Genomic DNA, 22684 nt, shown 5'->3' on the forward strand with positions numbered 1-22684 from the left:
CCGGCTCAGCCCGCGCGGAGCAGGCCCCGGACGTAGGCGGCCTGGCCGACGTGCTGGAGGGCTTCCTCGGCCACGCTGACCAGCCGCACCCCGAGGGTCACCGGCGGGTCCCACGCCTCGTCCACCACCCGGTCCAGGTCCGCCGGCCGCAGCCCGGCCAGGAACTCACGGGTACGCCGCGCGACCGCCTCGTGGTAGTCGACCAGGGCCCGGGAGTTCTCCGGGCGCACCGAGGCGGTCCGCTGCGGGGTGTGACCGTAGCCGGTGTCGTCCGGGTCGGGGGCCAGGCCGAACCGGGCCGCCCAGTCGCCGGAGGTCCAGAGCTGGTCCGCGCCGAGCAGGTCGGCGACGTGGTGGTCCTCGATGCGGGTCAGGTGCCAGACCAGCCAACCGACCGGGTTGGCGCCGGGCCCCGGCGAGCGGCGCAGCTCCTCCGGGCTCAGCCCGTCCACCGCCGCGCGCACCAGGTCGGGCAGCCGGTCGTAGGTCTCGATCAACAGGTCGTCCACGTCCACCGGAACACTCCTTCGCGGGCCGCCGTCTCCCGTCGGGTACCGCCCACCGAGGCCGGCTAAACCCGGCCTCTAGGGTGATCACGTGGTCGCGGCGCTGGAGCTGTATCTGGACACCGACGCCACCCGTCGCATCCGGGTCCTCTGGGACGCGCTGGAGGCCGAGGGCGTGCAGAGCATGCGCTCGCTGCTGGAGCAGCGGCACCGGCCGCACGTCTCCCTCGCCGTGGCGCCCCGCCTCGACCCGGAGCGGGTGGCCGAGGCGCTGCGCGGGACGGTGGTCGCCGCGCCGCTGCGGCTGGGCTTCGACCACGCCGGGCAGTTCGTCGGCCGGGTGCTCTGGCTCGGGGTCACCCCCACCGTCGAACTGCTGGCCCACCAGGCCCTGGTGCACGAGCGCCTGGCCCGGGCCGGGATCGCCCTGTCCGAGCAGTACCGCCCGGGGCGCTGGGTGCCGCACTGCACGCTCTCCATGCGGGTGCCGAACGTGCTGATGGCCGCCGCCGTACGCCGATGCCTGGAGATGCTGCCCCTGGAGGCGACGGTGGTGGGCGCCGCCGTCGCCGACCACGCCCGCGACATCTCCCACCCCCTCCCCTGACCCCGCCCCCACCCCGCCCGCCATCCCCGACGGTCCTTTCCCCGCGGCCGTGCCGGTCGTATGGTCGGACCGTGGCCACCTGGGACGACGTACGCCGGCTCGCGCTCGCCCTGCCGGAGACGACGGAGCGGCCGTCCTACGACGGCGCGCCCGCCTGGCGGGTACGCGACAAGCCGTTCGTGTGGGACCGGCCGCTGCGCCGGGCGGACCACGACGCCCTGGGCGACGCCGCCCCCGACGGTCCGATCCTCGGCGCGCAGCTGCCCGACCTGGGCGCCAAGGAGGCGCTGCTCGCCGACGACCCGGCGATCTACTTCACCACCCCGCACTTCGACGGCTACCCGGCGGTGCTGGTCCGGCTGGAGCGGATCAGCGTGCCGGAGCTGACGGAGCTGGTCCTGGACGCCTGGTACGCCCGCGCACCGAAACGCCTCGCCGCGGCCCACCGCGCCGCCGGGGCGTGAGCGCGCCGTCCGCCGGGAGCGGCTGACGGGGCACGCCTCAGCGTCGCCAGTCGCCGAACACGAACCGGTGCACCGCCTTGAGCCCGATCCACACGGCGAGGGCACGCGCCCAGCGCAGCCGGCCGCGCACCTCGACCCGGGTGGAGCGGGTCAACCGGGTGGCCCGGCCACCGGCCGCCAGCGTCAGCTCGAAGGTGTCGCTCAACGCGCCGACGCAGGAGCCGATCGGCAGGTCGGTGCGCTCCATCCGGAACGCCAGCCGGGCCGGCGGCGACCACTCGGTGATGCGCTGGTACACCACGCCCCGGTCGGAGACGCACTGCCGGGGCGCGCCCACCGCACCGGGCCCCGCCGGCAGGAAGCACTCGACCGGGGTGGGCGCGCCGAGCCGGAACACCGGGCAGCGGGGCGTCGAGGTGATCCGCGAGTCGCAGAGCAGCGGCCAGACCGCCTCCGGCGGCCGGCGTACCAGGGTCGTGGTCCGCACCAGCATCAGCGCCCACCCCCGCCGGTGAGTTCGGCGGGCGCAGCGGCACCTGTCATGTCCATGCCGGTGACGCTACGAACGCGCCGCCGCCGGGGCCTCCCCCGGCAGAGGGAACGCACTCCCCCGGCCCGGCGCCCGGCCGCGGCAAGGGGTCCGGGCCGGGCCCGGGTTAGGGGCCGGTCGCGCCCTTCTAGGGGTACGCCCGGTCTGGTCCACCCGCGACGGCGGCGGCTTGACTGACCCTGCGCACCCGTCGGGTTCCACGGGGCACCTGCTCACAGGCAGTGCGAGACCGCGCTGCCCGATCGTCCGACCCGACGCGGACAACGCTGACATCCGTCCCGCGGAGGGGGTTCGATCTCGTGGAATTCACTGTGGCAGCCGACCAGTGGGTCAGGCTGGAGCAACTGGAGGCGGCGGCCACGCACTCGGTGCCGGTCGCCCTCGACGACAAGGTCTGGCAACGCGTCCAGACCTCCCGGGAGACGCTGGAACGCTTCGTCGACGAGGGCCGCGTCATCTACGGCGTCAACACCAGCATGGGCGGCTTCGTCGACTGGCTGGTGCCGGTCACCATGGCCCAGCAGCTCCAGGAGAACCTGATCAACGCGGTGGCCACCAACGTCGGGCAGTACCTGGACGACCGGACCGTCCGAGCGATCATGCTCTCCCGGATCGTGTCGCTGGCCCGGGGCAACTCGGCGATCTCGCCGCAGAACCTGGAGAAGCTGATCGCCGTGCACAACGCGGGGATCATCCCGTGCGTGCCGGAGAAGGGGTCGCTGGGCACCAGCGGCGACCTCGGTCCGCTCGCCGCGATCGCGCTGGTCTGCGTCGGCCAGTGGCGGGCCCGCTACCGGGGCGAGACGATGCCCGGCGCGGAGGCGCTGCGGCTGGCCGGCATCGAGCCGATGACGCTCAGCTTCAAGGAGGGGCTGGCGCTGATCAACGGCACCTCCGGCATGGTCGGCCTCGGCAGCCTGGTCTTCGCGCAGGCCAGCCGGCTGCTGGAGACGTACCTGACGGTCTCGGCGCTCTCCGTGGAGGGGTTGCGCGGGATGACCAAGCCCTTCGACCCGCGGGTGCACGAGCTGAAGCCGCACAAGGGTCAGCGGGAGATCGCCGCCCGGCTCTGGCGCACCCTGCAGGAGTCCACCCTGGCCGTGAACGAGCAGGAGACCGAGGCGGCGCTGGCCGCCGAGATGGGCTCCTCGGCCAAGGCCGGCTCGCAGCCCATCGAGGACGCGTACTCCATCCGGTGCACCCCGCAGATCCTCGGGCCGGTGCTGGACAGCTTCCTGCGCATCGGCGAGACGCTGGAGGCCGAACTCAACTCGTCCAACGACAACCCGCTGGTGGTGCCGGACGAGAACGACGTGTTCCACAACGGGCACTTCCACGGCCAGTACGTGGCGATGGCGATGGACCACCTGGTCATCTCGCTGACCACCCTGACCAACCTGGCCAACCGGCGGATCGACCGGTTCCTGGACAAGAGCAACAGCAACGGCCTGCCGGCGTTCCTGTGCCGGGAGAACCCGGGCCTGCGACTCGGCCTGATGGGCGGGCAGTTCATGACCGCCTCGCTGACCGCCGAGACCCGGGCCATGGCGGTGCCGATGTCCGTGCAGTCGCTGACCAGCACCGGCGACTTCCAGGACATCGTCTCGTTCGGCTTCGTGGCCGCCCGCCGGGCCCGGGAGGTGCTCGCCAACGCCACCTACGTGGTCGCCTTCGAGCTGCTCTGCGCCGCCCAGGCGGTCGACATCCGGGGCAACGACGGGCTCTCCCCGGTCACCCGAAAGCTCTACGAGCGGACCCGCGAGCTGGTCCCCTACCTCGACCGGGACGTCACCATCACCGACCACGTCGAGGCGATCGCCAGCCAGATCCTGGCCGCGTCGCCGGCGTACCGGTCGGAGGTCCTGCTGTGACCGCCCCCGACCGGGACGGCGCCGGACCGGAGCAGGTGGCCGGCGCCACCGCCGTGGTCTTCCCCGGCATCAGCCCCAGCTCGTTCGCGCAGGTCGGGCGCTTCCTGCTGATCAACCCGGAGGCGCGCCGGCTGACCGCGGAGGCCGACGAGACGCTCGGCTGGTCGCTGGTGGACCGCTACCGGCAGGCCGAGGGCGGCTACTCGGAGAGCGAGCGGGTGGCGTTCCTGGTGGTCTGCCTGGCGCTGGCGTACTGGGCGGAGGACGCGCTGGACGTCCGGCCCGACATCGTCGTCGGGCCCAGCTTCGGCGGCACGCCGGCCGCCGTCTACGCCGGCGCGCTCAGCTTCCCCGACGCGGTACGGCTCACCGTCGGCTGGAACCGGCACCTGGCCGAGTACTTCACGCACGCGCACAGCGACGTGGTCACCCAGTCGTTCGCCCGGACGCCCCGGGCCCGGCTGGCCGAGATCCTCGGCGAGCTGGACGAGGCCGGCGAGTGGTACGAGACGGCCTGCCACGTCGACGACGACTTCTGGATGCTCTCGGTACGCCGGCACCGCCTGGAGTGGCTCCAGGCGGCGGTGCGGGCGCGCGGCGGCCTGCCGTTGTACACGATGAGCCCGCCGATGCACTCGGGTGCCTTCGCCCCGCTGCGGGCGACCGTGGAGCGGGAGCTGGTCGCCGAGCTGCCGTTCACCGACCCCCGGCTGCCCATGGTCTCCGACCACGACGGCGCGGTGCTGACCCGGGGCGAGCAGGTGCGCCGGCTGCTGCTGGACGGGATCGTCCGGCAGGTGCGCTGGCCGGGGGCGCTGGAGACGCTGCGTGCGCACGGCGTGTCCCGGCTCTGCGTCTCCGGGCCGGACGGGCTCTGGGGCCGGGTGGACGCGGCGCGGCGACCGTTCGACGTGCTGACCCTGACCCCGGCGCTCGCGCTGCGGCCCCGGCCGCGCCAGCGGACCCTGGTGGGGTGACCCCGGCGGCCTACCGGGCCGCGCCGGCCAGCTCGGCCAGCGCGGTCCGGTTCGCCTTGCCGTTGGCGGTCAGCGGCAGCTCGGTCAGGAAGTGGAACCGCGCCGGGACCATGTACGCCGGCATGCTGCGCCGGCACCGCTCCACCAGCTCGGCGGCGCCGACGGTGGCGCCCTCCCGGGGCACCACGAAGGCGTGCAGGCTCGGCTCGCCGTCGGCCGCGGGGGCGGCCAGCGCCACCGCCGCGCCGACCGCCGGATGGTCCAGCAGCCGGCGTTCCACCTCGCCCAGCTCGATCCGGTTGCCCCGGATCTTCACCATCGAGTCGGTCCGCCCGCAGAAGTACAGCTCCCCGTCGGCCCCCCGGTACGCCAGGTCGCCGGAGCGGTAGACGAGCTGCCCGGAACGCGGCTCCAGCGGGTCGGGGACCAGCACCTGCCGGGTGGCCGCCGGGTCGTCCCAGTAGCCGCTGAACAGCGACGGGCAGCGGACGTGGATCTCGCCGACCGCGCCGGGCGCGTCGACCACCGCGCCGTCGGGGTCGACCAGCAGCAGCTCCGCGCCCGGGTAGCCGTCGCCGATGGAGAGCCGCTCGGCGTCGGCGGGGATCGGGTCGGGCACCTCGGCGAAGGAGCACGCCACCGTCTCGGTCGCGCCGAACGCGTTGACCACCCGCAGCCCCGGGTGCAGCTCGCGCAGCCGGCGCAGCTCGGCCAGGGGGAAGTTCTCCCCGGCGAAGAGGATGCCGCGCAGCCGGTCCAGGGCGGCCAGGCCGTCCGGCTCGTGGCGCAGCAGCGGCCGCCACAGCGACGGCACACCGTGCACCACGGTCGCGTCGGCATCGGCGAGGAAGCCGAGCAGCCGGCGCGGGAAGCTCAGGAACTCGCGGGGCACCGGCGCGAGGGTCGCCCCGCTGCCCAGGGTGACCCCGAGGTCGAACAGCGAGACGTCGAAGGCCAGCGGTGAGGTGCTGGCCACCACGTCGTCGGCGGCCACCACGCCGAAGCGCTGGGCGCCCCGGTAGAAGGCCAGCGCGGCGTGGTGGCTGAGCACCACGCCCTTGGGCTGCCCCGTGGTCCCCGAGGTGAAGATCAGGTACGCCGGGTCGGTGCCGACCACCGCGCGCCGGCGGCGCTGCCGGGGCTTGCCGGCCGGGGCGACCAGCCCCTCCGGGCCGAACTCGGCGACGGCGGTGGCCGCCGGCAGGTCCCGGGCCGGACGGCCGGCGGGCCGGACGTGCAGCACCGGGTCGGTCGCCTCGACGATGGCCCGGACCCGCAGGTCCGGGGTGTCCGGGTCGACCGGGATGAACGCCGCGCCGAGCCGGGAGCAGGCGAGCAGCACCGCGATGGCGGCGGCGGAGGTGTGCGACTCGATGACGACGCGGTCGCCGGTGCCCACGCCCGCCTCGGTCAGCGCGGCGGCCCGCGCGTCGACCGCGCGGGCCAGCTCGCCGTACGTGACGGTCACCAGCACACCGCCGGCCCGCTCGACCACCGCCGGCTTGTCCGGGGTGAGGGCGGCGGGGCCGAGCACGAACTGGTCCAGGGTGTCGGCGGGGAACCGCCCGACCGCGTCGGTCATCGGATGTCCGTCCTTCTTCACACCTGCGCGACGGTCTTGAGGTAGTCGCCCACCGTCTGGCGGAACCGCTCCGGCTCCTCCAGGTGCGGCACGTGGCTGGAGTCGTCGAACAGCTCCCACCGCGCGTCCGGGATCAGGTCGACGAAGGGCCGGACGATGGCCGGGGTGGCCTCGTCGTGGCGGCCCGAGATGACCAGGGTCGGTACCCGGATGTCGGCGAGACAGTCGGTGACGCCCCAGTCCTTCAGCGACCCGATGACGTGGAACTCGCTCGGTCCGTTCATCGCGAGGTACACGGTCGGGTCGTTGTAGAGCTCGTAGAAGGAGGCCTGGTAGTCGCGGGGCCACGGGTCGAGCCGGCACAGGTGCCGGTCGTAGAAGACCTTGGTGGCCGCGTGGTACTCGTCGCTGTCGGTGGTGCCCGCGGCCTCGTGCCGGCGCAGCGTCTCGTCGACCCCGGGCGGCAGCGCGCCGCGCAGCTCGGCCATCGCCGACAGCCAGAGCGGGTACGACGCCGGGGCGTCGGCGATGATCAGGCCCTTGAGCCCGGCTGGCGCCGCCGCCGCGTGCTTCGCCACCAGCAGGCCGCCCCAGGAGTGGCCGAACAGCACGTAGTTGTCGGCGATCCCGAGGTGGCGCAGGAGGTTGTCCAGCTCGTCGAGGAAGAGCTGGACGGTCCAGAACTCCGCCGGCCGGTCCGGCAGGTGGGTGGAGCCCCCGTTGCCCAGCTGGTCGTAGTGGACGACGGGGGTGCCGCCGTCGGCGAACACCGAGAGGCTGGTCAGGTAGTCGTGGGTGCTGCCGGGGCCGCCGTGCACGACCACCAGCGCGGTCCGCCCCGGCGACAGCTCCCCCGTGACCCGGTACCAGGTCCGGAATTCGCCGAACGGCGCCGTCCCCTTGGTCGTCGGTGCGGTCACTAGACGCGGCGGCCGGTGACCGGGAAGGTGCCGAACATGCCCGGCTTGGCCTTGCCGGTCATGGTGTCGCCGTTGACGGTGACGGTGACCTTCATGGTCAGCGGGACCGGCTTGCGGCACTTGATCTTCCACGAGGCGACGTCGCCGACCAGCTCGCCGTCAATGATGTCCGGGTCGATGACCTGGCCGTTGGCCCGGGCCTTGCCGATCAGCTTCTCGCCCTCGGCGGTCAGGTCGACCCAGAGGCTCTGCTTGCCGAGCGGGCTCTCGATGTCCAGCTGCCAGCTGCCGTCGGTGCTCATCCGTTGCTCCCTATCGTGCGTCGATCGCTTCCCGTGGCAGACACTATGGATCGGGGCGGGCGGTCCATACCCCTATCAGCCCCTAGCGGGGAGCGCCCCGAGCCACTCCTCGATGACCTCCGCGGCGACCGTCGCGTGGTCCTCGATCATGGTGAAGTGGGTGGCCGCGACGGTGCGGTACTCGTGCGTCGGCTCCCAGGGCCGGGCCTGCCAGGAGCCGTCGTCGTCGGCCGCGTCGGGCTGGAACGGCTCGGCCGCGCCGACGAAGAGCACCGGGGCTTCGACCGGGTCCAGCCGGAACCGGGGCACCAGGTCGAAGTAGCGGTTCATCCCCGACAGCGCCGCGCTGTTGAGCATCCCGAAGCGGGCGTCGGCCTGGACCAGCCCGACGGTGAGCTGCTCCATCAGCCGGGACTGGTCCCGGTCGTCGGTGTCGACCCGGTAGGTGTCCATCAGCACCACCCCGGCGGGGCGTACCCCCCCGGTGCGTTCCAGGTGCCCGGCGGTGGCGTAGGCGAGCGTCCCGCCCGAGGAGTAGCCGACCAGGACGAACGGGCGCCCGGCGGCGGCCCGGACGACGCTCTCGGCGAGCACGTCGACCACCGCGTCCACCGACTCGGGTAGCCGCTCACCGGCGACGAATCCCGGGTTGGTCAGCGAGACCATCGGGCGCCGCCCCCGGAACGCGGCGGCCAGCCGGGCGTGCTGGTGCGGGCCGCCGGTGGCCATCGGGGTGCTGATCCCGATGAGCACGGGCGCTCCGGGGCCGTCGGCCATGGTGACGCCCGGCGGTACCGCCCCGAATTCGGCGGCGGAGGTGAACCGGGGGCGCAGGTCGGCCACCGCCCGCAGCAGGTTGAAGCCCTTGAGCACCTCGTTGCCGAGCACCGCCGCGCGGAACAGCCCGGCCAGGGTGTCCGGCTCGGCGGCCGGCTCCGGTGCGGGCGCCCCACCGTCGGCCGGGGCCAGCTCGGCGCGCAGGTGCCGGGCCAGCGCGGCGGGGTTCTTGTTGTCGAACACCGCCATCGGGGCCAGCCGCAGCCCGGTCGCCGCGTTGAGCCGGTTGCGCAGCTCCACCGCGGCGAGCGAGTCGAAGCCCAGTTCGAGGAAGTCCCGCTCCGGGTCGACCGCCTCCGGGCCGTCGTGGCCGAGCACGGCGGCGGCGTGGCCGCGTACCAGCTCGGTGACCTGGCGCTCCTGTTCGGCCGGGGACTGGCCGGCGAGCCGGCGGGCGAACCACTCCGGGTCGACCGCGGCGGCGGCGCTGCGCCGCCGTACCCGGGGCAGCAGGCCGCGCAGCAGCGCGGGCGGGTCGTCGGCGCGGGCGCGCAGCGCCGCCACGTCGACCTTCACCGGCACCAGCGTCGCGCGGGGGCTGCGCAGCGCGGTGTCGAGGGCGGCCAGCCCCTCCGGCACGGTCAGCGCAGGGAGCCCCTGCCGGGCCATCCGTTGCAGGTCCGCCTCGGTGAGCCAGGCACCCAGGCCGACGTCGGTGCCCCACAGCCCGTAGGCGATCGAGGTGGCGGGCAGGCCGGCCGCCACCCGGTGCTGGGCGAGCGCGTCGAGGAAGACGTTCGCGGTCGCGTACCCGCCCTGCCCGGCGGCGAGGACCAGCCCGCCGGCGGAGGAGAAGAGCAGGAACGCGGCCAGGTCGGCGTCGCGGGTCAGCTCGTGCAGGTGCCAGGCGGCGTCCACCTTGGGGCGCAGCACCCCGTCGATCCGCTCCGGGGTCAGCGAGCCCACCACCCCGTCGTCCACCACCGCCGCCGCGTGCACCACGGCGGTCAGCGGGCGCTCGGCGGGAACGGTGGCGAGCAGCGCCGCGAGCTGGTCGCGGTCGCCGACGTCGCAGGCCACCACGTCGGCGGTGGCGCCGAGCGCGGCCAGCTCGGCGCGGAGCTCGTCCACCCCGGGCGCCGCCGGCCCCCGCCGGCTGGTCAGCAGCAGGTGCCTGATCCCGTACGCCCCGGCGAGGTGCCGGGCCACCAGGGCGCCCAGACCGCCGGTGCCGCCGGTGACCAGCACGGTTCCGTCGGGGTCCAGCCCGGCCGGGGTGTCGGCCGGGGCGGACGGCTCGCGGACCAGGCGGGGCACCAGGACGCGGCCGGCCCGGAGCATCAGTTCGGGCTCGTCCGTGGCCAGGGCGGGCCCGAGGGCGTCCCGGGAGGCGTCGGTCCGGTCGGTGTCGAGCAGCACGAAGCGGCCGGGGTTCTCCGCCTGCGCCGCCCGGAGCAGCCCCCAGACCGGCGCCTGGGTCAGCGTCACGTCCGCGCCGTCCGCGCCGACCGCGCCCTCGGTGATCAGGACCAGCCGGGCGGCGGTGAAGCGAGGGTCGCCGAGCCAGCCCTGTACGACGTCCAGGACCTCGTTCACGCAGCCGCGTACCCCCGCCGGGACGTCGACGCCGGTGTTCGGCTCGGCACGCTCGGCGGTGGCGGGTGTGGTCTCCGGGCGGGGGACCCGGAAGAGCACCACGTCGGGCGCCGAAAGGCCAGCGTCCACGGCGGCGCCGAGCGCGGCGAGGTCCGGGTAGCTGGGAAGGCTGCCGCCCCCGCCGAGATCCTGGTAGCTCGTCGGGGCGCCGTCCCCGCCGCGCAGGGCGAGAGCCGGGTCGTTCGCCGGACCGGTGTCGGCGCCGGGCGCAGCGAGGTCCCCGTCGTTCGCCCGGCCGCCGTCCCCGCCAAGCGCGGCAGGGTCCGGAGCTTTCGCCGGACCGGTGCCAGTGCTGCGCCCGGCGAGGTCAGGGTCGCCGGGGGCGGGTTGGCCGATGACAGCCCATCCGGCTCCGGTGGTGGCGGTGGGCAGGTCGGCGGCGGGGGTCCAGGCGAGCCGGTACAGGCCCTCCTGCCGGCCCGGCGCGGCGGCCCGGAGCTGCTCCGCGGCCACCTCCCGCAGGGCGAGCGAACCGACACTGGCCACCGGCGCGCCGGAGAGGTCGGCCAGGTCCAGCGAGACCTCGCGGGGCCCGGTCGGGCGGATCGCGACCCGCAGCCCCCGGGCACCGGCGGCGTGCGCGGTGACCACGTTCCAGGAGAAGGGCAGCATCGTGCCGCCCTGGTCGTCGGCGTCCCCGTCGGCGAGCCCGAGCACGTGCAGCGCGGCGTCGAGCAGGGCCGGGTGCAGCGTGAACTGCTCGGCCTCGGCGTGCGCGGCGTCCGGCAGGGCGATCTCGGCGTACAGCTCCTCGCCGCGCTGCCAGGCGGCCCGCAGCCCCTGGAAGGTCGGACCGTAGCCGTAGCCGCGCTCGGCCATCCGCTCGTACGCGTCGCCGGTCGGTAGGGGGGTCGCCCCCGGCGGCGGCCAGGTGGTCAGGTCCACGGCGGGCGCCGTGCCGCCCGCGCCGATCCTGCCCTCGGCGTGCCGGGTCCACGGATCGGCTTCGCCGGCGCGGGCGTGGACGGTGACGGCCCGGGAGCCGGTGTCGTCGGGCGCGCCGACGGCGACCTGGAGAGTGACGGCCGTGTTCTCGGGGAGCACCAGCGGGGCGTGCAGGATCAGCTCCTCGACCACCGGGGTGCCGGTCCGCTCGCCCGCGGCGACCGCCAGTTCGACGAAGCCGGTGCCGGGGAAGAGGACGGTGCCGCCGACGGCGTGGTCGGCGAGCCAGGGCTGGGCGTCGACGGAGAGCCGGCCGGTGAAGAGCAGGCCGTCGGTGTCGGCGAGGGCCACCGACGTGCCGAGCAGCGGGTGCTCGGTCGCGGCGAGGCCGGCCGGGGTGGCCCCCTCGCCGCCGGGCCGCTCCGGACGCCAGTAGCGCTGCCGCTGGAACGGGTAGGTGGGCAGCTCGACGCGGGTGCCGGTGAGCAGCGTGGTCCAGTCGACGGTGGTGCCGGTGACGTGCAGCTTCGCCAGGGCGGTGAGGGCCTGGTGGTGTTCGTCGTGTCCGCGCCGCAGGCTGGGCACGACGGTGACGTCGTCGGTGAGGATGCCCTCGATCATCGGGGTGAGGGCAGCGTCGGGGCCGATTTCCAGGAACGTCGTCGCACCGGCGGCGTGCAGGGCGGTGACGCCGTCGGCGAAACGGACCGCCTCCCGGACGTGCCGCACCCAGTACTCCGGGTCGGTCAGCTCGCTGCTGGCGAGGGCACCGGTCAGGTTCGACACCACCGGAAGCTGCGGCTCGGCATAGGTGAGGCTGGCCGCGACGGCGCGGAAGTCGTCGAGCATCGGGTCCATCAGCCAGCTGTGGAAGGCGTGACTCACCCGAAGGCGGGTGGTCTTGCGACCCAGCCTGGTGAAGTGCTCGGCGACCGCGAGCACGGCGGCTTCGGGGCCGGAGATGACCACCGAGCGGGGGCCGTTGACGGCAGCAATGTCCACACCAGCACCCGCCGCCGGGCCGTGGCTGTTGGAGCTTGAATCGTTTGCGTCATCAGCTCTGTAGGACGCGGAAGAGGCATCCGCTCCCGCCAGGGCAGCCCGCACCTCCTCCTCCGACGCCTGCACCGCGACCATCGCCCCACCAGCGGGCAACGCCTGCATCAACCGCCCACGCGCCGCCACCAGCCGAGCCGCATCCGGCAGCGACAACACCCCCGCGACATGCGCGGCGGCCAACTCCCCGATCGAGTGCCCGGCCACGAAATCCGGCCGCACACCCCACGACTCCACCAACCGGAACAGCGCCACCTCGACCGCGAACAAGCCGGCTTGCGCGTAACCCGTGAGCCGGATTAGCTCCTCGTCATCGCCCCAGGCCACCTCACGCAACGGCCGATCGAGGTGCACGTCCAGCTCAGACACCACCGCGTCAAAGGCTGCGGCGAACACCGGGAACGCGGCATGCAGCTCGCGGCCCATGCCGAGGCGCTGCGCGCCCTGGCCGGTGAAGAGCACGGCCAGCCGACCGCCCCGGGCCACACCGGACAGCGCAGTCGCCGCCGCCCCGCCGTCGGCGAGGGCGGCCAGCCCGGCGAGGAGTTCGTCGCGGTCGGCGCCCAGCACGGCGGCCCGCTGTTCCAGGGCGGCGCGGCCGGTCGCCAGCGAGTACGCCACGTCCGGCAGCCGCATCTCCGGCCGGCCCGACAGGTGCCGGTGCAGCCGGGCGGCCTGCGCCCGCAGCGCTGCCTCGGATCGCGCGGAGAGCAGCCAGGGCAACGGCCCGAGCGGCTCGGCCTCCGGCTCCCCGGTCCGGGGCGGCGGGGCCTGTTCGAGGATGACGTGGGCGTTGGTGCCGGAGAGGCCGAACGACGAGATGCCGGCCCGGCGCGGGTGCCCGTTCACCGGCCACTCGCGGGGCCGGGTCAGCAGTTCGACGGTCCCGGCCGACCAGTCGACCTGCGGGGAGCGCTCCTCGGCGTGCAGGGTCGGCGGCATCAGGCCGTGCCGCATCGCCTGCACCATCTTGATCACGCCGGCCACCCCGGCGGCGGCCTGGGTGTGCCCCAGGTTCGACTTGATCGAGCCCAACCAGAGTGGACGGTTCGCCGGCCGCTCCTGGCCGTACGTGGCCAGCACCGCCTGCGCCTCGATCGGGTCACCCAGGGTCGTACCCGTGCCGTGCGCCTCGACCACGTCCACCTCTGCGGCCGGCACCCCGGCCGAGGCGAGGGCCGCACGGATGACCCGCTGCTGTGACGGGCCGTTCGGGGCGAAGAAGCCGTTCGACGCGCCGTCCTGGTTGACCGCCGAGCCGCGCACCACGGCCAGCACCGGGTGGCCGAGCCGTTGGGCGTCGGACAGGCGCTCGACCAGCAGGAAGCCGGCGCCCTCGGCCCAGCCGGTACCGTCGGCGCCCGCCCCGAAGGAGCGGCACCGGCCGTCCGGGGAGAGGCCGCGCTGCCGGGAGAACTCGATCAGGATCTCCGGGGTGGCCATCACGGTCACGCCACCGGCCAGCGCCAGCGAGCACTCCCCCGACCGCAGCGCCTGCACCGCCAAATGCAGCGCCACCAGGGACGACGAGCAGGCGGTGTCCACCGCCACCGCCGGGCCCTCCAGCCCCAGCACGTACGACACCCGACCGGCCGCCGCACTGCCGCCGGCGGAGCTGCCGTAGCCGTAGTCGTGGTACATCAGGCCGGCGAAGACGCCGGTGGGGCTGCCCTTGAGCGTGCCCGGGTCGATCCCGGCCCGCTCGAACGCCTCCCAGGCACACTCCAGCAGCAGCCGCTGCTGCGGATCCACCGCGTACGCCTCGTTGGGGCTGATGCCGAAGAAGCCGGCGTCGAAGTCGGCGGCGTTGGGCAGGAAGCCGCCGGCCCGGGCGTAGCAGCGGCCGGGGCGCCCCGGCTCGGGGTGGTACAGGTCGTCGGCCCAGCCCCGGTCGGTGGGCAGCGGCGCGATCGCGTCCACCCCGTCGGCGACCAGCCGCCACAGCTCCTCGGGCGAGCCGACCCCGCCGGGGAAGCGGCAGCTCATCCCGACGATGGCGATCGGCTCGTCCACCGGGCGCGGCCCGCCCTGGGTGGGGGCGTCGGCCTGTAAGCCGCCGAGCAGCGAGTCGAGGTACGCCGCGACGGCGTCGGCGGTCGGGTAGTCGAAGATCAGCGTGGCGGGCAGCCGCAGGTCGGTCGCCGCGCCGAGCGCGTTGCGCAGTTCCACCGCCGACAGCGAGTCGAAGCCCAGCTCCGAGAAGGCCCGGTCCGGCTCCACCGCCTCGGCCGAGTCGTACCCGAGGACGGCGGCGACCTGGGCGCGGACCAGGTCGCGCAGGGCGCGTACCCGGTCGGGGCCGGACAGTCCGGCAAACCGCCCGACGGTCGCGCCGGCCGGGGTGTCGGTGGCCCGGCGCAACCGCCGGGGCGGGCGGACCAGCGCGCGCAGCAGCGCGGGGATGCCGGCGTCGGTGCGCACGGCGGCCGGGTCGATCCGGAGCGGGGCGAGCGTGACCGGCCGGTCCCGCAGCGCGGTGTCGAACGCGGCCAGCCCGTCGGCCTCGGTGAGGGCGGGGAAGCCCTGCCGGGCCATCCGTTCCCGGTCGGCGTCGCTGAGCGCGGCGCCCAGCCCCGCGTCGGTGCCCCACAGCCCGTACGCCAGCGAGGTCGCCGGCAGCCCCCGCGCGACCCGGTACTCGGCGAGCGCGTCGAGGAAGACGTTCGCCGCCGCGTAGCCGGCCTGGCCGGCGGCGAGCACCAGCCCGCCCGCGGAGGAGAAGAGCACGAACGCGGCCAGGTCGACCTCGCGGGTCAACTCGTGCAGGTGCCAGGCACCGTCCACCTTGGGTGCGAGGGTGGCCGCCATCCGTTCCGGGGTGAGGGTGGCGGCGACGCCGTTGTCGGCGACCCCGGCGGCGTGCACCACGATCCGCAGCGGGTGCGCGGCGGGGATGTCGGCCAGCACGGCGGCGAGGGCGTCCCGGTCGGCGGCGTCGCAGGCCGCGACGCGTACCGTCGCACCGAGCCCGGTCAGCTCGGTGACCAGCGCGTCCGCGCCGGGGGCCGCGGGCCCACGCCGGCTGGTCAGCACCAGGTGACGCACGCCGTGCGCCGTGACCAGGTGCCGGGCCACCAGCGCGCCGAGCCCACCGGTACCCCCGGTGACCAGCGCCGTGCCGTCGCTCAAGCCGCCGGTCGCCGGCTCGCCGGTCGTGGCGTGGTCGCGCGTCCCGTCGGCGGTCGTCGCGGCGTCGGTCGTCGCGCCGTCGGTCGTCGCGGCGTCGGTCGCCGTGGCGTCGGTCGCCGGGACGAGCCGGGGTACCAGCAGCCGTCCGGCGCGCAGCGCCAGCTCCGGCTCCCCGGCCGCGAGGGCCGCCGGCAGCGCGGCCCAGGACTCCGGCCGGCCGTCGGTGTCGGCGAGGACGAACCGCTCCGGGTTCTCCGCCTGGGCCGCCCGGACCAGGCCCCAGACCGGCGCCTGGTCCAGCGCCACCCGGTCGTCGGGGCCGGTGACCACGGCGTCCCGGGTGAGCAGGACCAGCCGGGAGCGGGCGAACCGCTCGTCGGCCAGCCAGGCCCGCACGGCCGCCAGCGCCGCCCGGGTCACCTCCCGGACCGCCGCCGGCACGTCGCCGTCGCCGGCACCGAGCGGCAGCAGCACCACCTCCGGTACGTCGACCGCCGCGCCCAGCGCGTCCAGATCGGCGTACGCCGGCACCCCCGGTACGGCGGCGGCGTCGCCGAGCACCGCCCAGCGGGCCGGGTCCGGCGCTGCGTCCGGGGTGGCTGCCGACTGCCATCGCACCCGGTGCAGCACCTGGTCGCGGCCGGCCCGGACGCCGTCGAGCTGGGCGGCGGAGACCGGCCGGGAGACCAGCGACCCGACGGTGAGCACCGGCTGCCCGGACGGGTCGGCGACGGCGAGGGTGACGCTGTCCGGGCCGGTGGGGGCCATCCGCAGCCGCAGCGCGATGGCCCCGACGGCGTGCCGGGACACGCCGTTCCAGGCGAACGGCAGCAGGGTCGCCCCGGAACCGTCGTGGTCCTGGAGCAGGGAGGCGTGCATGGCGGCGTCGAGCAGGGCCGGGTGCAGGCCGAAGCGGGCGGCGTCCGGGTGCGCCTCGTCGGGCAGGGCCACCTCCGCGTACAGCTCGTCGCCGCGTTCCCAGGCGGCCCGCAACCCCTGAAACGTCGGCCCGTACGCGTATCCCCGCCCGCGCAGCCGCTCGTACGCCGCCTCGGTGTCCAGCGGCGTCGCGCCCGGCGGCGGCCAGGCGGTCAGGTCGACGGACGGTTCGACGGCGTCGGCGGCGAGCAAGCCGTCGGCGTGCAGCGTCCAGCGGCCGCCGGGCGAGCGGGAGTAGACGCCGACGGTGCGACGTCCGGCGGTGTCCGGGTCGCCGACGACGACCTGCACCATGACGTCACCGCGTTCGGGCAGCACCAGTGGCGCGGTGAGGGTCAACTCGTCGAGGCGGTGGCAGCCGACCTCCTCGCCGGCGCGCAGGGCGAGTTCGACCAGGCCGGTGCCGGGTAGCAGCACGGTGCCGAGCACGTCGTGGTCGGTGAGCCAGGGCTGGGCCTGTCGGGAGAGCCGGCCGGTGAGGACGAGGCCGTCGGCCTGGGCGGTGGCCACGGCGGCGCGCAGCAGCGGGTGGTCGACGGGGGTGAGGCCGAGCGCGGCGGGGTCGTCGCCGAGCGCGCCGGCCAGCCAGGACTCGGCGAGGTAGTCGAGGGTGTGCAGCCAGTACCGCTGCCGCTGGAAGGGATAGGTGGGCAGGTCGACGGTGCCGGTGGTCTGCGGGAGGAGCGCGGTCCAGTCGACGGTGGTGCCGGTGACGTGCAGCTTCGCCAGGGCGGTGAGGGCCTGGCGGTGTTCGTCGTGTCCGCGCCGCAGGCTGGGGATGATCGTGACGTCGTCGGTGAGGATGCCCTCGATCATCGGGGTGAGGGCGGCGTCGGGGCCGAGTTCGAGGAACGTGGTGGCACCGGCGGCGTGCAGGGCGGTGATGCCGTCGGCGAAGCGCACGGCCTCGCGGACGTGCCGCACCCAGTACTCCGGATCGGTCAACTCGGCCGTGGCCAGTGCGCCGGTCAGGTTCGACACCACCGGAAGCTGCGGCTCGGCATAGGCGAGGCTCGCCGCGACCGCGCGGAAGTCGTCGAGCATCGGGTCCATCAAGCCGCTGTGAAACGCGTGACTCACCCGCAGTCGGGTGGTCTTGCGACCCAGGTTCGTGAAGTGCTCAGCGGCCGCGAGCACGGCTGCTTCCGGGCCGGAGATGACCACGGACCGGGGGCCGTTGACGGCGGCGATGTCCACCCCGGCGCCTGCCGTCGAGCCGATGCCGACGCCGTTGGCTGCGACCATGCCGTCGCCGCCACCGTTGGCCGGGACCGCGCCGTGGCCGTGACCGTTCCCCGCACTCACGCCGTGGCCGTGACCGTTCCCCCCGACCGCCCCGGTGCCGTGGCCGCTGCCGTCGCCGACAGCCGAGCCGGTGCCGGTGGGGGCTGAATCGTCTACGTCATCAGCTTTGTAGGACGCGACAGAGGCATCCGGTCCCGCCAGCGCCGCCCGGACCTCCTCCTCCGACGCCTGCACCGCCACCATCGCCCCACCAGCCGGCAACGCCTGCATCAACCGACCCCGCGCCGCCACCAGCCGAGCCGCATCCCCCAGCGACAACACCCCGGCAACATGCGCGGCAGCCAACTCACCAATCGAATGCCCCGCCACGAAATCCGGCCGCACACCCCACGACTCCACCAGGCGGAACAGCGCCACCTCGACGGCGAACAACCCCGCCTGCGCGTAACCCGTGAGCCGGACCAACTCCTCGTCATCACCCCAGACCACCTCACGCAACGGCCGATCCAGGTGCACATCCAGCTCCGCCACCACGGCATCGAAGGCCGACGCGAACACCGGGAACACCCCGTACAGCTCACGACCCATGCCCAGACGCTGCGCGCCCTGACCGGTGAACAACACCGCCAGCCGACCCGCCCGGGTGACACCGGAGACGGCGTTCGGCGCCGGCTTCCCCGCCGCCACCGCCGTCAGCCCGGCGGACAGTTCGGCCGGGTCCGCGCCCAGCACCACCGCCCGGTGACCGAAGGCCGCCCGACCGGTGACCAGGGTTCGGGCCGCGGCGCTCAGGTCCGGCGGCGCGAGGTGCGCGGCGACGCCGGCGAAGCGGCTGGCGAGTTCCCGTACCGCCGCGTCGGACTTCGCCGACAGCACCCAGGGCACCAGCGACGGGGGCGGGGCGGTGGAGGCGTCCGGTTCCGCAGCGGACTCCGGGGCCTGTTCGACGATGACGTGGGCGTTGGTGCCGGAGAGCCCGAACGACGAGATGCCGGCCCGGCGCGGGTGCCCGTCCGCCGGCCACTCGCGCGCCTCGGTCAGCAGCTCGACCGCGCCGGACGACCAGTCCACCTGCGGGGAGCGCTCCTCGGCGTGCAGGCTCCGGGGCATCACCCCGTGCCGCATCGCCTGCACCATCTTGATCACGGCGGCCACCCCGGCGGCGGCCTGGGTGTGCCCGAGGTTCGACTTGATCGACCCCAACCAGAGTGGGCGGTCGGCGGGCCGCTCCTGGCCGTACGTGGCCAGCAGGGCATGGGCCTCGATCGGGTCGCCGAGGGTGGTGCCGGTGCCATGCGCCTCCACCACGTCCACCTCGGTGGCCGGGACGCCGGCCGAGGCGAGGGCGGCCCGGATCACCCGCTGCTGGGCGGGACCGTTCGGGGCGAAGAAGCCGTTCGACGCCCCGTCCTGGTTGACGGCCGTGCCGCGTACCACGGCGAGCACCGGGTGGCCGAGCCGCTGGGCGTCCGTGAGGCGCTCCACCAGCAGGAAGCCCGCACCCTCGCCCCATCCGGTGCCGTCGGCGCCCGCGCCGAAGGACTTGCACCGGCCGTCCGGGGCGAGGCCCCGCTGGCGGCTGAACTCGACGAACGCCTCCGGCGTCGCCATCACCGCCGCGCCACCGGCGAGCGCCAGGGTGCACTCCCCCGACCGCAGCGCCTGCACCGCCAGGTGCAACGCGACCAGCGATGACGAGCAGGCGGTGTCCACGGTGACCGCCGGCCCCTCCAGCCCCAGCGCGTACGCCACCCGGCCGGAGGCGACCGAGCCGGTGGCGTGGCTGCTGGCGTAGTCGTGGTACATCAGCCCGGCGAATACTCCGGTACGGCTGCCGCGCAGCGTGCCGGGGTCGATCCCGGCCCGCTCGAACGCCTCCCAGGCGCATTCCAGCAGCAGCCGCTGCTGCGGGTCCATGATGGTCGCCTCGTTGGGGCTGATCCCGAAGAACGCCGGGTCGAAGGCGGCGGCGTCGGCGAGGAACCCGCCCTGCCGGACGTAGCTGGTGTTCGGCCGTTCGCCGGTCGGGTCGTAGAGCTCGTCGACGTTCCAGCCCCGGTCGGCGGGAAAGTCGCCGATCGCGTCGACCCCGTCGGCGACCAGTCGCCACAGCTGCTCCGGCGTGCTCACCCCGCCGGGGAAGCGGCAGCTCATCCCGACGATCGCGACCGGCTCGTGGGCGGCCGCGGTGAGCCGCCGGTTCTGCGCGCGCAGCCGCTCGGTCTCCTTGAGCGAGCTGCGCAGCGCGGCGACGAGCTTGTCGTCGGTCATCGAGGGTCTCCTGTCATGAAGTCGTCGAGGTCCTGGTCGCCCAGCGCCATGCTGATCAGGTCGTCGGCGTCCATCTCGTCGATCGAGCGGCCGGCCTCGTCGTCCGCCGCGGGGGCGGTGATGGTGTCCGGCGTGGGGGCGAGCCCGCCGAGTTCGAGCAGCCGGTCCAGCAGCCCGGCCTCGCGCAGCCGGCTCAGCGGGATGCCCTGGAGGACCTCCCGTACCCGGTCCTCGGGCAGCCCGTCGGCCGGGGCCGGGGCGAGCGCGGTGACCAGTTCGGCGGCGAGGACCCGCGCGTTGGGGTGGTCGAAGACCAGCGTCGCGGGCAGTCGCAGCCCGGTCGCGCTGTTGAGCTGGTTGCGGAACTCCACCGCGCTCAGCGAGTCGAAGCCGAGTTCCTGGAACGCCCGGTCGGGGTCGACGTCCTGCGGGCCGGCGTGCCCGAGGATCGCCGCCGCCTGGGTGAGCACCACGTCGAGCAGCGCGGCCTCACGCTCGCCGGCCGGCAGCGCGGCCAGCCGCCGGGTCAGGGCCGCCGCGGCGTCCGGCCCGGCCCCGCCACCGGCACGCGCCGGTCGCCGCACCAGGCCGCGGAAGAGCGGCGGCAGGTCGGGTACGCCGGCCAGCGCCGCCAGGTCCAATCCCACCGGTACGACCACCGCCGCGTCGGTGGCGGCGGCCGCGTCCAGCAGCGCGAGCCCTTCGGCGGGTGCGAGCGGGCGGACGCCGGTCCGCTCGACCCGGGCCCGGTCGCCGGCGTCGAGGTTCGCGGCCATCCCGGCGTCGCCGGCCCAGGCTCCCCAGGCGAGCGACTGGGCGGGCAGACCGGCGGCCCGGCGGTGCGCGGCGAGCGCGTCCAGGCACGCGTTGGCGGCGGCGTAGCTGCCCTGGCCGGGGTTGCCGACCACCCCGGCGGCGGAGGAGAAGAGCACGAACGCGGTGAGCGGCAGCCCGGCGGTCAGCTCGTGCAGGTGCAGCGCCGCGTCCACCTTGGGGCGGAACACCACGTCGACGCGGTCCGGGGTGAGCGAGCCGATCACGCCGTCGTCGAGCACACCGGCGGAGTGCACGACCCCGGTGAGCGGGTGCGCCGGGTCGAGCCCGGCCAGCAGGGCCGCCACGGCGTCCCGGTCGCCCATGTCGCAGGCGGCGAGCCGGACGTGCGCGCCGAGCGCGGTCAGCTCGGCGACGAGGTCGTCCGCCCCGGCCGCCGCCGCGCCCCGCCGACTGGTCAGCAGCAGCCGGCGTACGCCGTGGGTGGTGACCAGGTGCCGGGCGACGAGCCGGCCAAGCAGGCCCGTCGCGCCGGTGACCAGCACGGTCCCCGCTTCGCCGAACACGGTGGCCGGCGGCGCGTCCGGGGTGGCGGTGAGCCGGGCGAGCCGGGCCACGTGGGCGCGGACGGCGCGGACGGCGACCTGCGGTTCCCCGGTCGCGACGGCCAGGGCGAGCGCCGCCGGGTCGTCCGGGTCGTCGAGGTCGGCCAGGACGATCCGGTCCGGCTGCTCCGACTGGGCGGAGCGGACCAGCCCCCAGACGGCCGCGCCGGCCAGGTCGGGGGCCTCCTCGTCGGTCACCGCAACCGCGCCCCGGGTCGCCACCAGCAGGGTGGATCGGGCGTACCGGTCGTCGGCGAGCCAGGTCTGGACGTGCTCCAGGGCCCGGTGGGTCGCCCGGTGCACGGCGGCGGCGTCCCGGCCGGGCTCCGACCGCAGCACCACCACCTCGGGTACGTCGTCGCGGACGTCCTCCCACGCCGCCCAGCGCACCGGAGGCGCGTCGACCGTTCCGGCGGGCTGCCACGCCAGCCGGTACAGCGGGTCCGGCCGGCCGGCGGCGAGCTGGGCGGCGGAGAGTTCCCGCAGGGTGAGCGTGTCCACCGAGGCGACCGGCAGGCCGGCGGCGTCGGCGATGTCGAGACGTACCCCGTCCCCGGCCGGGGTGATCCGCACCCGGACGGTGGTGGCATCGGGGACCGTGACGGTGACGCCGGAGAAGGCGAACGGCAGCCGGACCGGCCCGACCTGGGCGGTGTCGAGGCCGACCGCCTGGAGGCATGCGTCGAGCAGGGCGGGGTGCATCCGGTAGCCGTCGTCGGCGCCGTCCCCGGCCGGCAGGGCCACTTCGGCGTACACCTGGTCGCCGGCGGTCCACGCGGCGCGCAGCCCCTGGAACGCCGGACCGTAGGCGAGCCCGGCGGCGGCCTGGGCGTCGTACCGTCCGGTGAGGTCGACCGGGGCGGCGCCCGGCGGCGGCCACGCGGCCAGGTCGAACGACGGCGGCCGGGTGGCGGGGGCGACGGTGCCGGTGGCGTGCCGGGTCCACGGCTGGTCCGGTCCCCCGTCGCGGGAGTGGACGGTGACCGGCCGGCTGCCCGTCTCGTCGGCCGCGCCGAGCAACACCTGGACGGTGACCCCGCCGCGTTCCGGTACGACCAGCGGCGCCTCGAGGACCAGCTCGGTGAGGGCGTCGCAGCCGACCTGCCCGCCCGCGCTCAGCGCCAGCTCCACGAAGCCGGTGCCCGGCAGCAGGATCGCGCCGCCCACCACATGGTCGGCGAGCCAGGGCTGGCTGTGCACGGAGAGCCGTCCGGTGAGGACGGTGCTGTCCGAGCCGGCGAGGGTGACGGCGGCGCCGAGCAGCGGGTGCCGCGCGGCGTCGACCCCGACGGCCCCGAGGTCCCCGTCGGAGGTGCTGGCCCGCTGCCAGTAGCGCTGCCGCTGGAACGGGTAGGTGGGCAGGTCGACGGCGCGGCCGGCCTGCGGAAGCAGCGCGGTCCAGTCGACGGTGATGCCGGTGACGTGCAACTTGGCCAGGGCGGTGAGGGCCTGGCGCTGTTCGTCGTGTCCGCGCCGCAGGCTGGGGACGACGGTGACGTCGTCGGTGAGGATGCCCTCGATCATCGGGGTGAGGGCGGCGTCGGGGCCGAGTTCCAGGAACGTCGTCG

Annotated in this window: 11 protein-coding genes; 4 read left to right on the forward strand and 7 right to left on the reverse strand. The window is 75.3% G+C overall.

Features of this window, described 5'->3' with window-relative positions; translation table 11 throughout:
* Positions 1–5 precede the first annotated feature (5 nt).
* Positions 6–515 (reverse strand): mycothiol transferase, encoded by a 510-nt coding sequence (locus V6U88_RS15120; RefSeq protein ID WP_334453475.1) that lies wholly within the window; start codon positions 513–515, stop codon positions 6–8.
* Positions 516–597: 82 nt separating this feature from the next.
* On the opposite strand from V6U88_RS15120, the gene V6U88_RS15125 reads away from it, so the two are divergent.
* Complete coding sequence (locus V6U88_RS15125) at positions 598–1113, forward strand: 2'-5' RNA ligase family protein (RefSeq protein ID WP_334453477.1); 516 nt, start codon at positions 598–600, stop codon at positions 1111–1113.
* 71 nt (positions 1114–1184) lie between these two features.
* Positions 1185–1577, forward strand: a complete 393-nt coding sequence (locus V6U88_RS15130) for an MmcQ/YjbR family DNA-binding protein (protein WP_334453479.1) — start codon at positions 1185–1187, stop codon at positions 1575–1577.
* Between the two features lie 37 nt (positions 1578–1614).
* Here V6U88_RS15130 and V6U88_RS15135 read toward each other — a convergent pair whose 3' ends face one another.
* Entirely contained in the window at positions 1615–2070 is a 456-nt protein-coding gene (locus V6U88_RS15135) for a hypothetical protein (protein ID WP_334453481.1), read from the reverse strand.
* Between the two features lie 356 nt (positions 2071–2426).
* Here V6U88_RS15135 and V6U88_RS15140 point away from each other — a divergent pair, with 356 nt between their 5' ends.
* Complete coding sequence (locus V6U88_RS15140) at positions 2427–3998, forward strand: phenylalanine aminomutase (D-beta-phenylalanine forming) (RefSeq protein ID WP_334453483.1); 1572 nt, start codon at positions 2427–2429, stop codon at positions 3996–3998.
* Positions 3995–4975 carry an ACP S-malonyltransferase gene (locus V6U88_RS15145; protein ID WP_334453484.1) on the forward strand — a complete coding sequence of 327 codons (981 nt, stop codon included), beginning with the start codon at positions 3995–3997 and terminating at the stop codon, positions 4973–4975. The genes V6U88_RS15140 and V6U88_RS15145 overlap by 4 nt, the downstream gene beginning before the upstream one ends.
* A gap of 10 nt (positions 4976–4985) precedes the next feature.
* Here the strand turns inward: V6U88_RS15145 and V6U88_RS15150 are convergent, their stop codons facing one another.
* The 5 genes from V6U88_RS15150 to V6U88_RS15170 form a co-directional block, all read right to left on the reverse strand.
* Positions 4986–6557 (reverse strand): amino acid adenylation domain-containing protein, encoded by a 1572-nt coding sequence (locus V6U88_RS15150; RefSeq protein WP_334453486.1) that lies wholly within the window; start codon positions 6555–6557, stop codon positions 4986–4988.
* Between the two features lie 17 nt (positions 6558–6574).
* Complete coding sequence (locus V6U88_RS15155; protein ID WP_334453488.1) at positions 6575–7477, reverse strand: proline iminopeptidase-family hydrolase; 903 nt, start codon at positions 7475–7477, stop codon at positions 6575–6577.
* Positions 7477–7779: a hypothetical protein gene (locus V6U88_RS15160; RefSeq protein ID WP_154938578.1), complete on the reverse strand. Its 303-nt coding sequence runs from the start codon at positions 7777–7779 to the stop codon at positions 7477–7479. Before V6U88_RS15160 ends, V6U88_RS15155 begins: the two co-directional genes overlap by 1 nt.
* 75 nt (positions 7780–7854) lie before the next feature.
* On the reverse strand, positions 7855–19737 hold the full coding sequence (locus V6U88_RS15165; protein WP_334453490.1) for a type I polyketide synthase: 11883 nt from the start codon (positions 19735–19737) through the stop codon (positions 7855–7857).
* The coding region (locus V6U88_RS15170) for a type I polyketide synthase (RefSeq protein ID WP_334453492.1) at positions 19734–22684 on the reverse strand (2951 nt) is incomplete at its 5' end. The genes V6U88_RS15170 and V6U88_RS15165, both read right to left, overlap by 4 nt.

The organism is Micromonospora sp. CPCC 205739 (genome assembly GCF_036906795.1).
Classification (GTDB): domain Bacteria; phylum Actinomycetota; class Actinomycetes; order Mycobacteriales; family Micromonosporaceae; genus Micromonospora.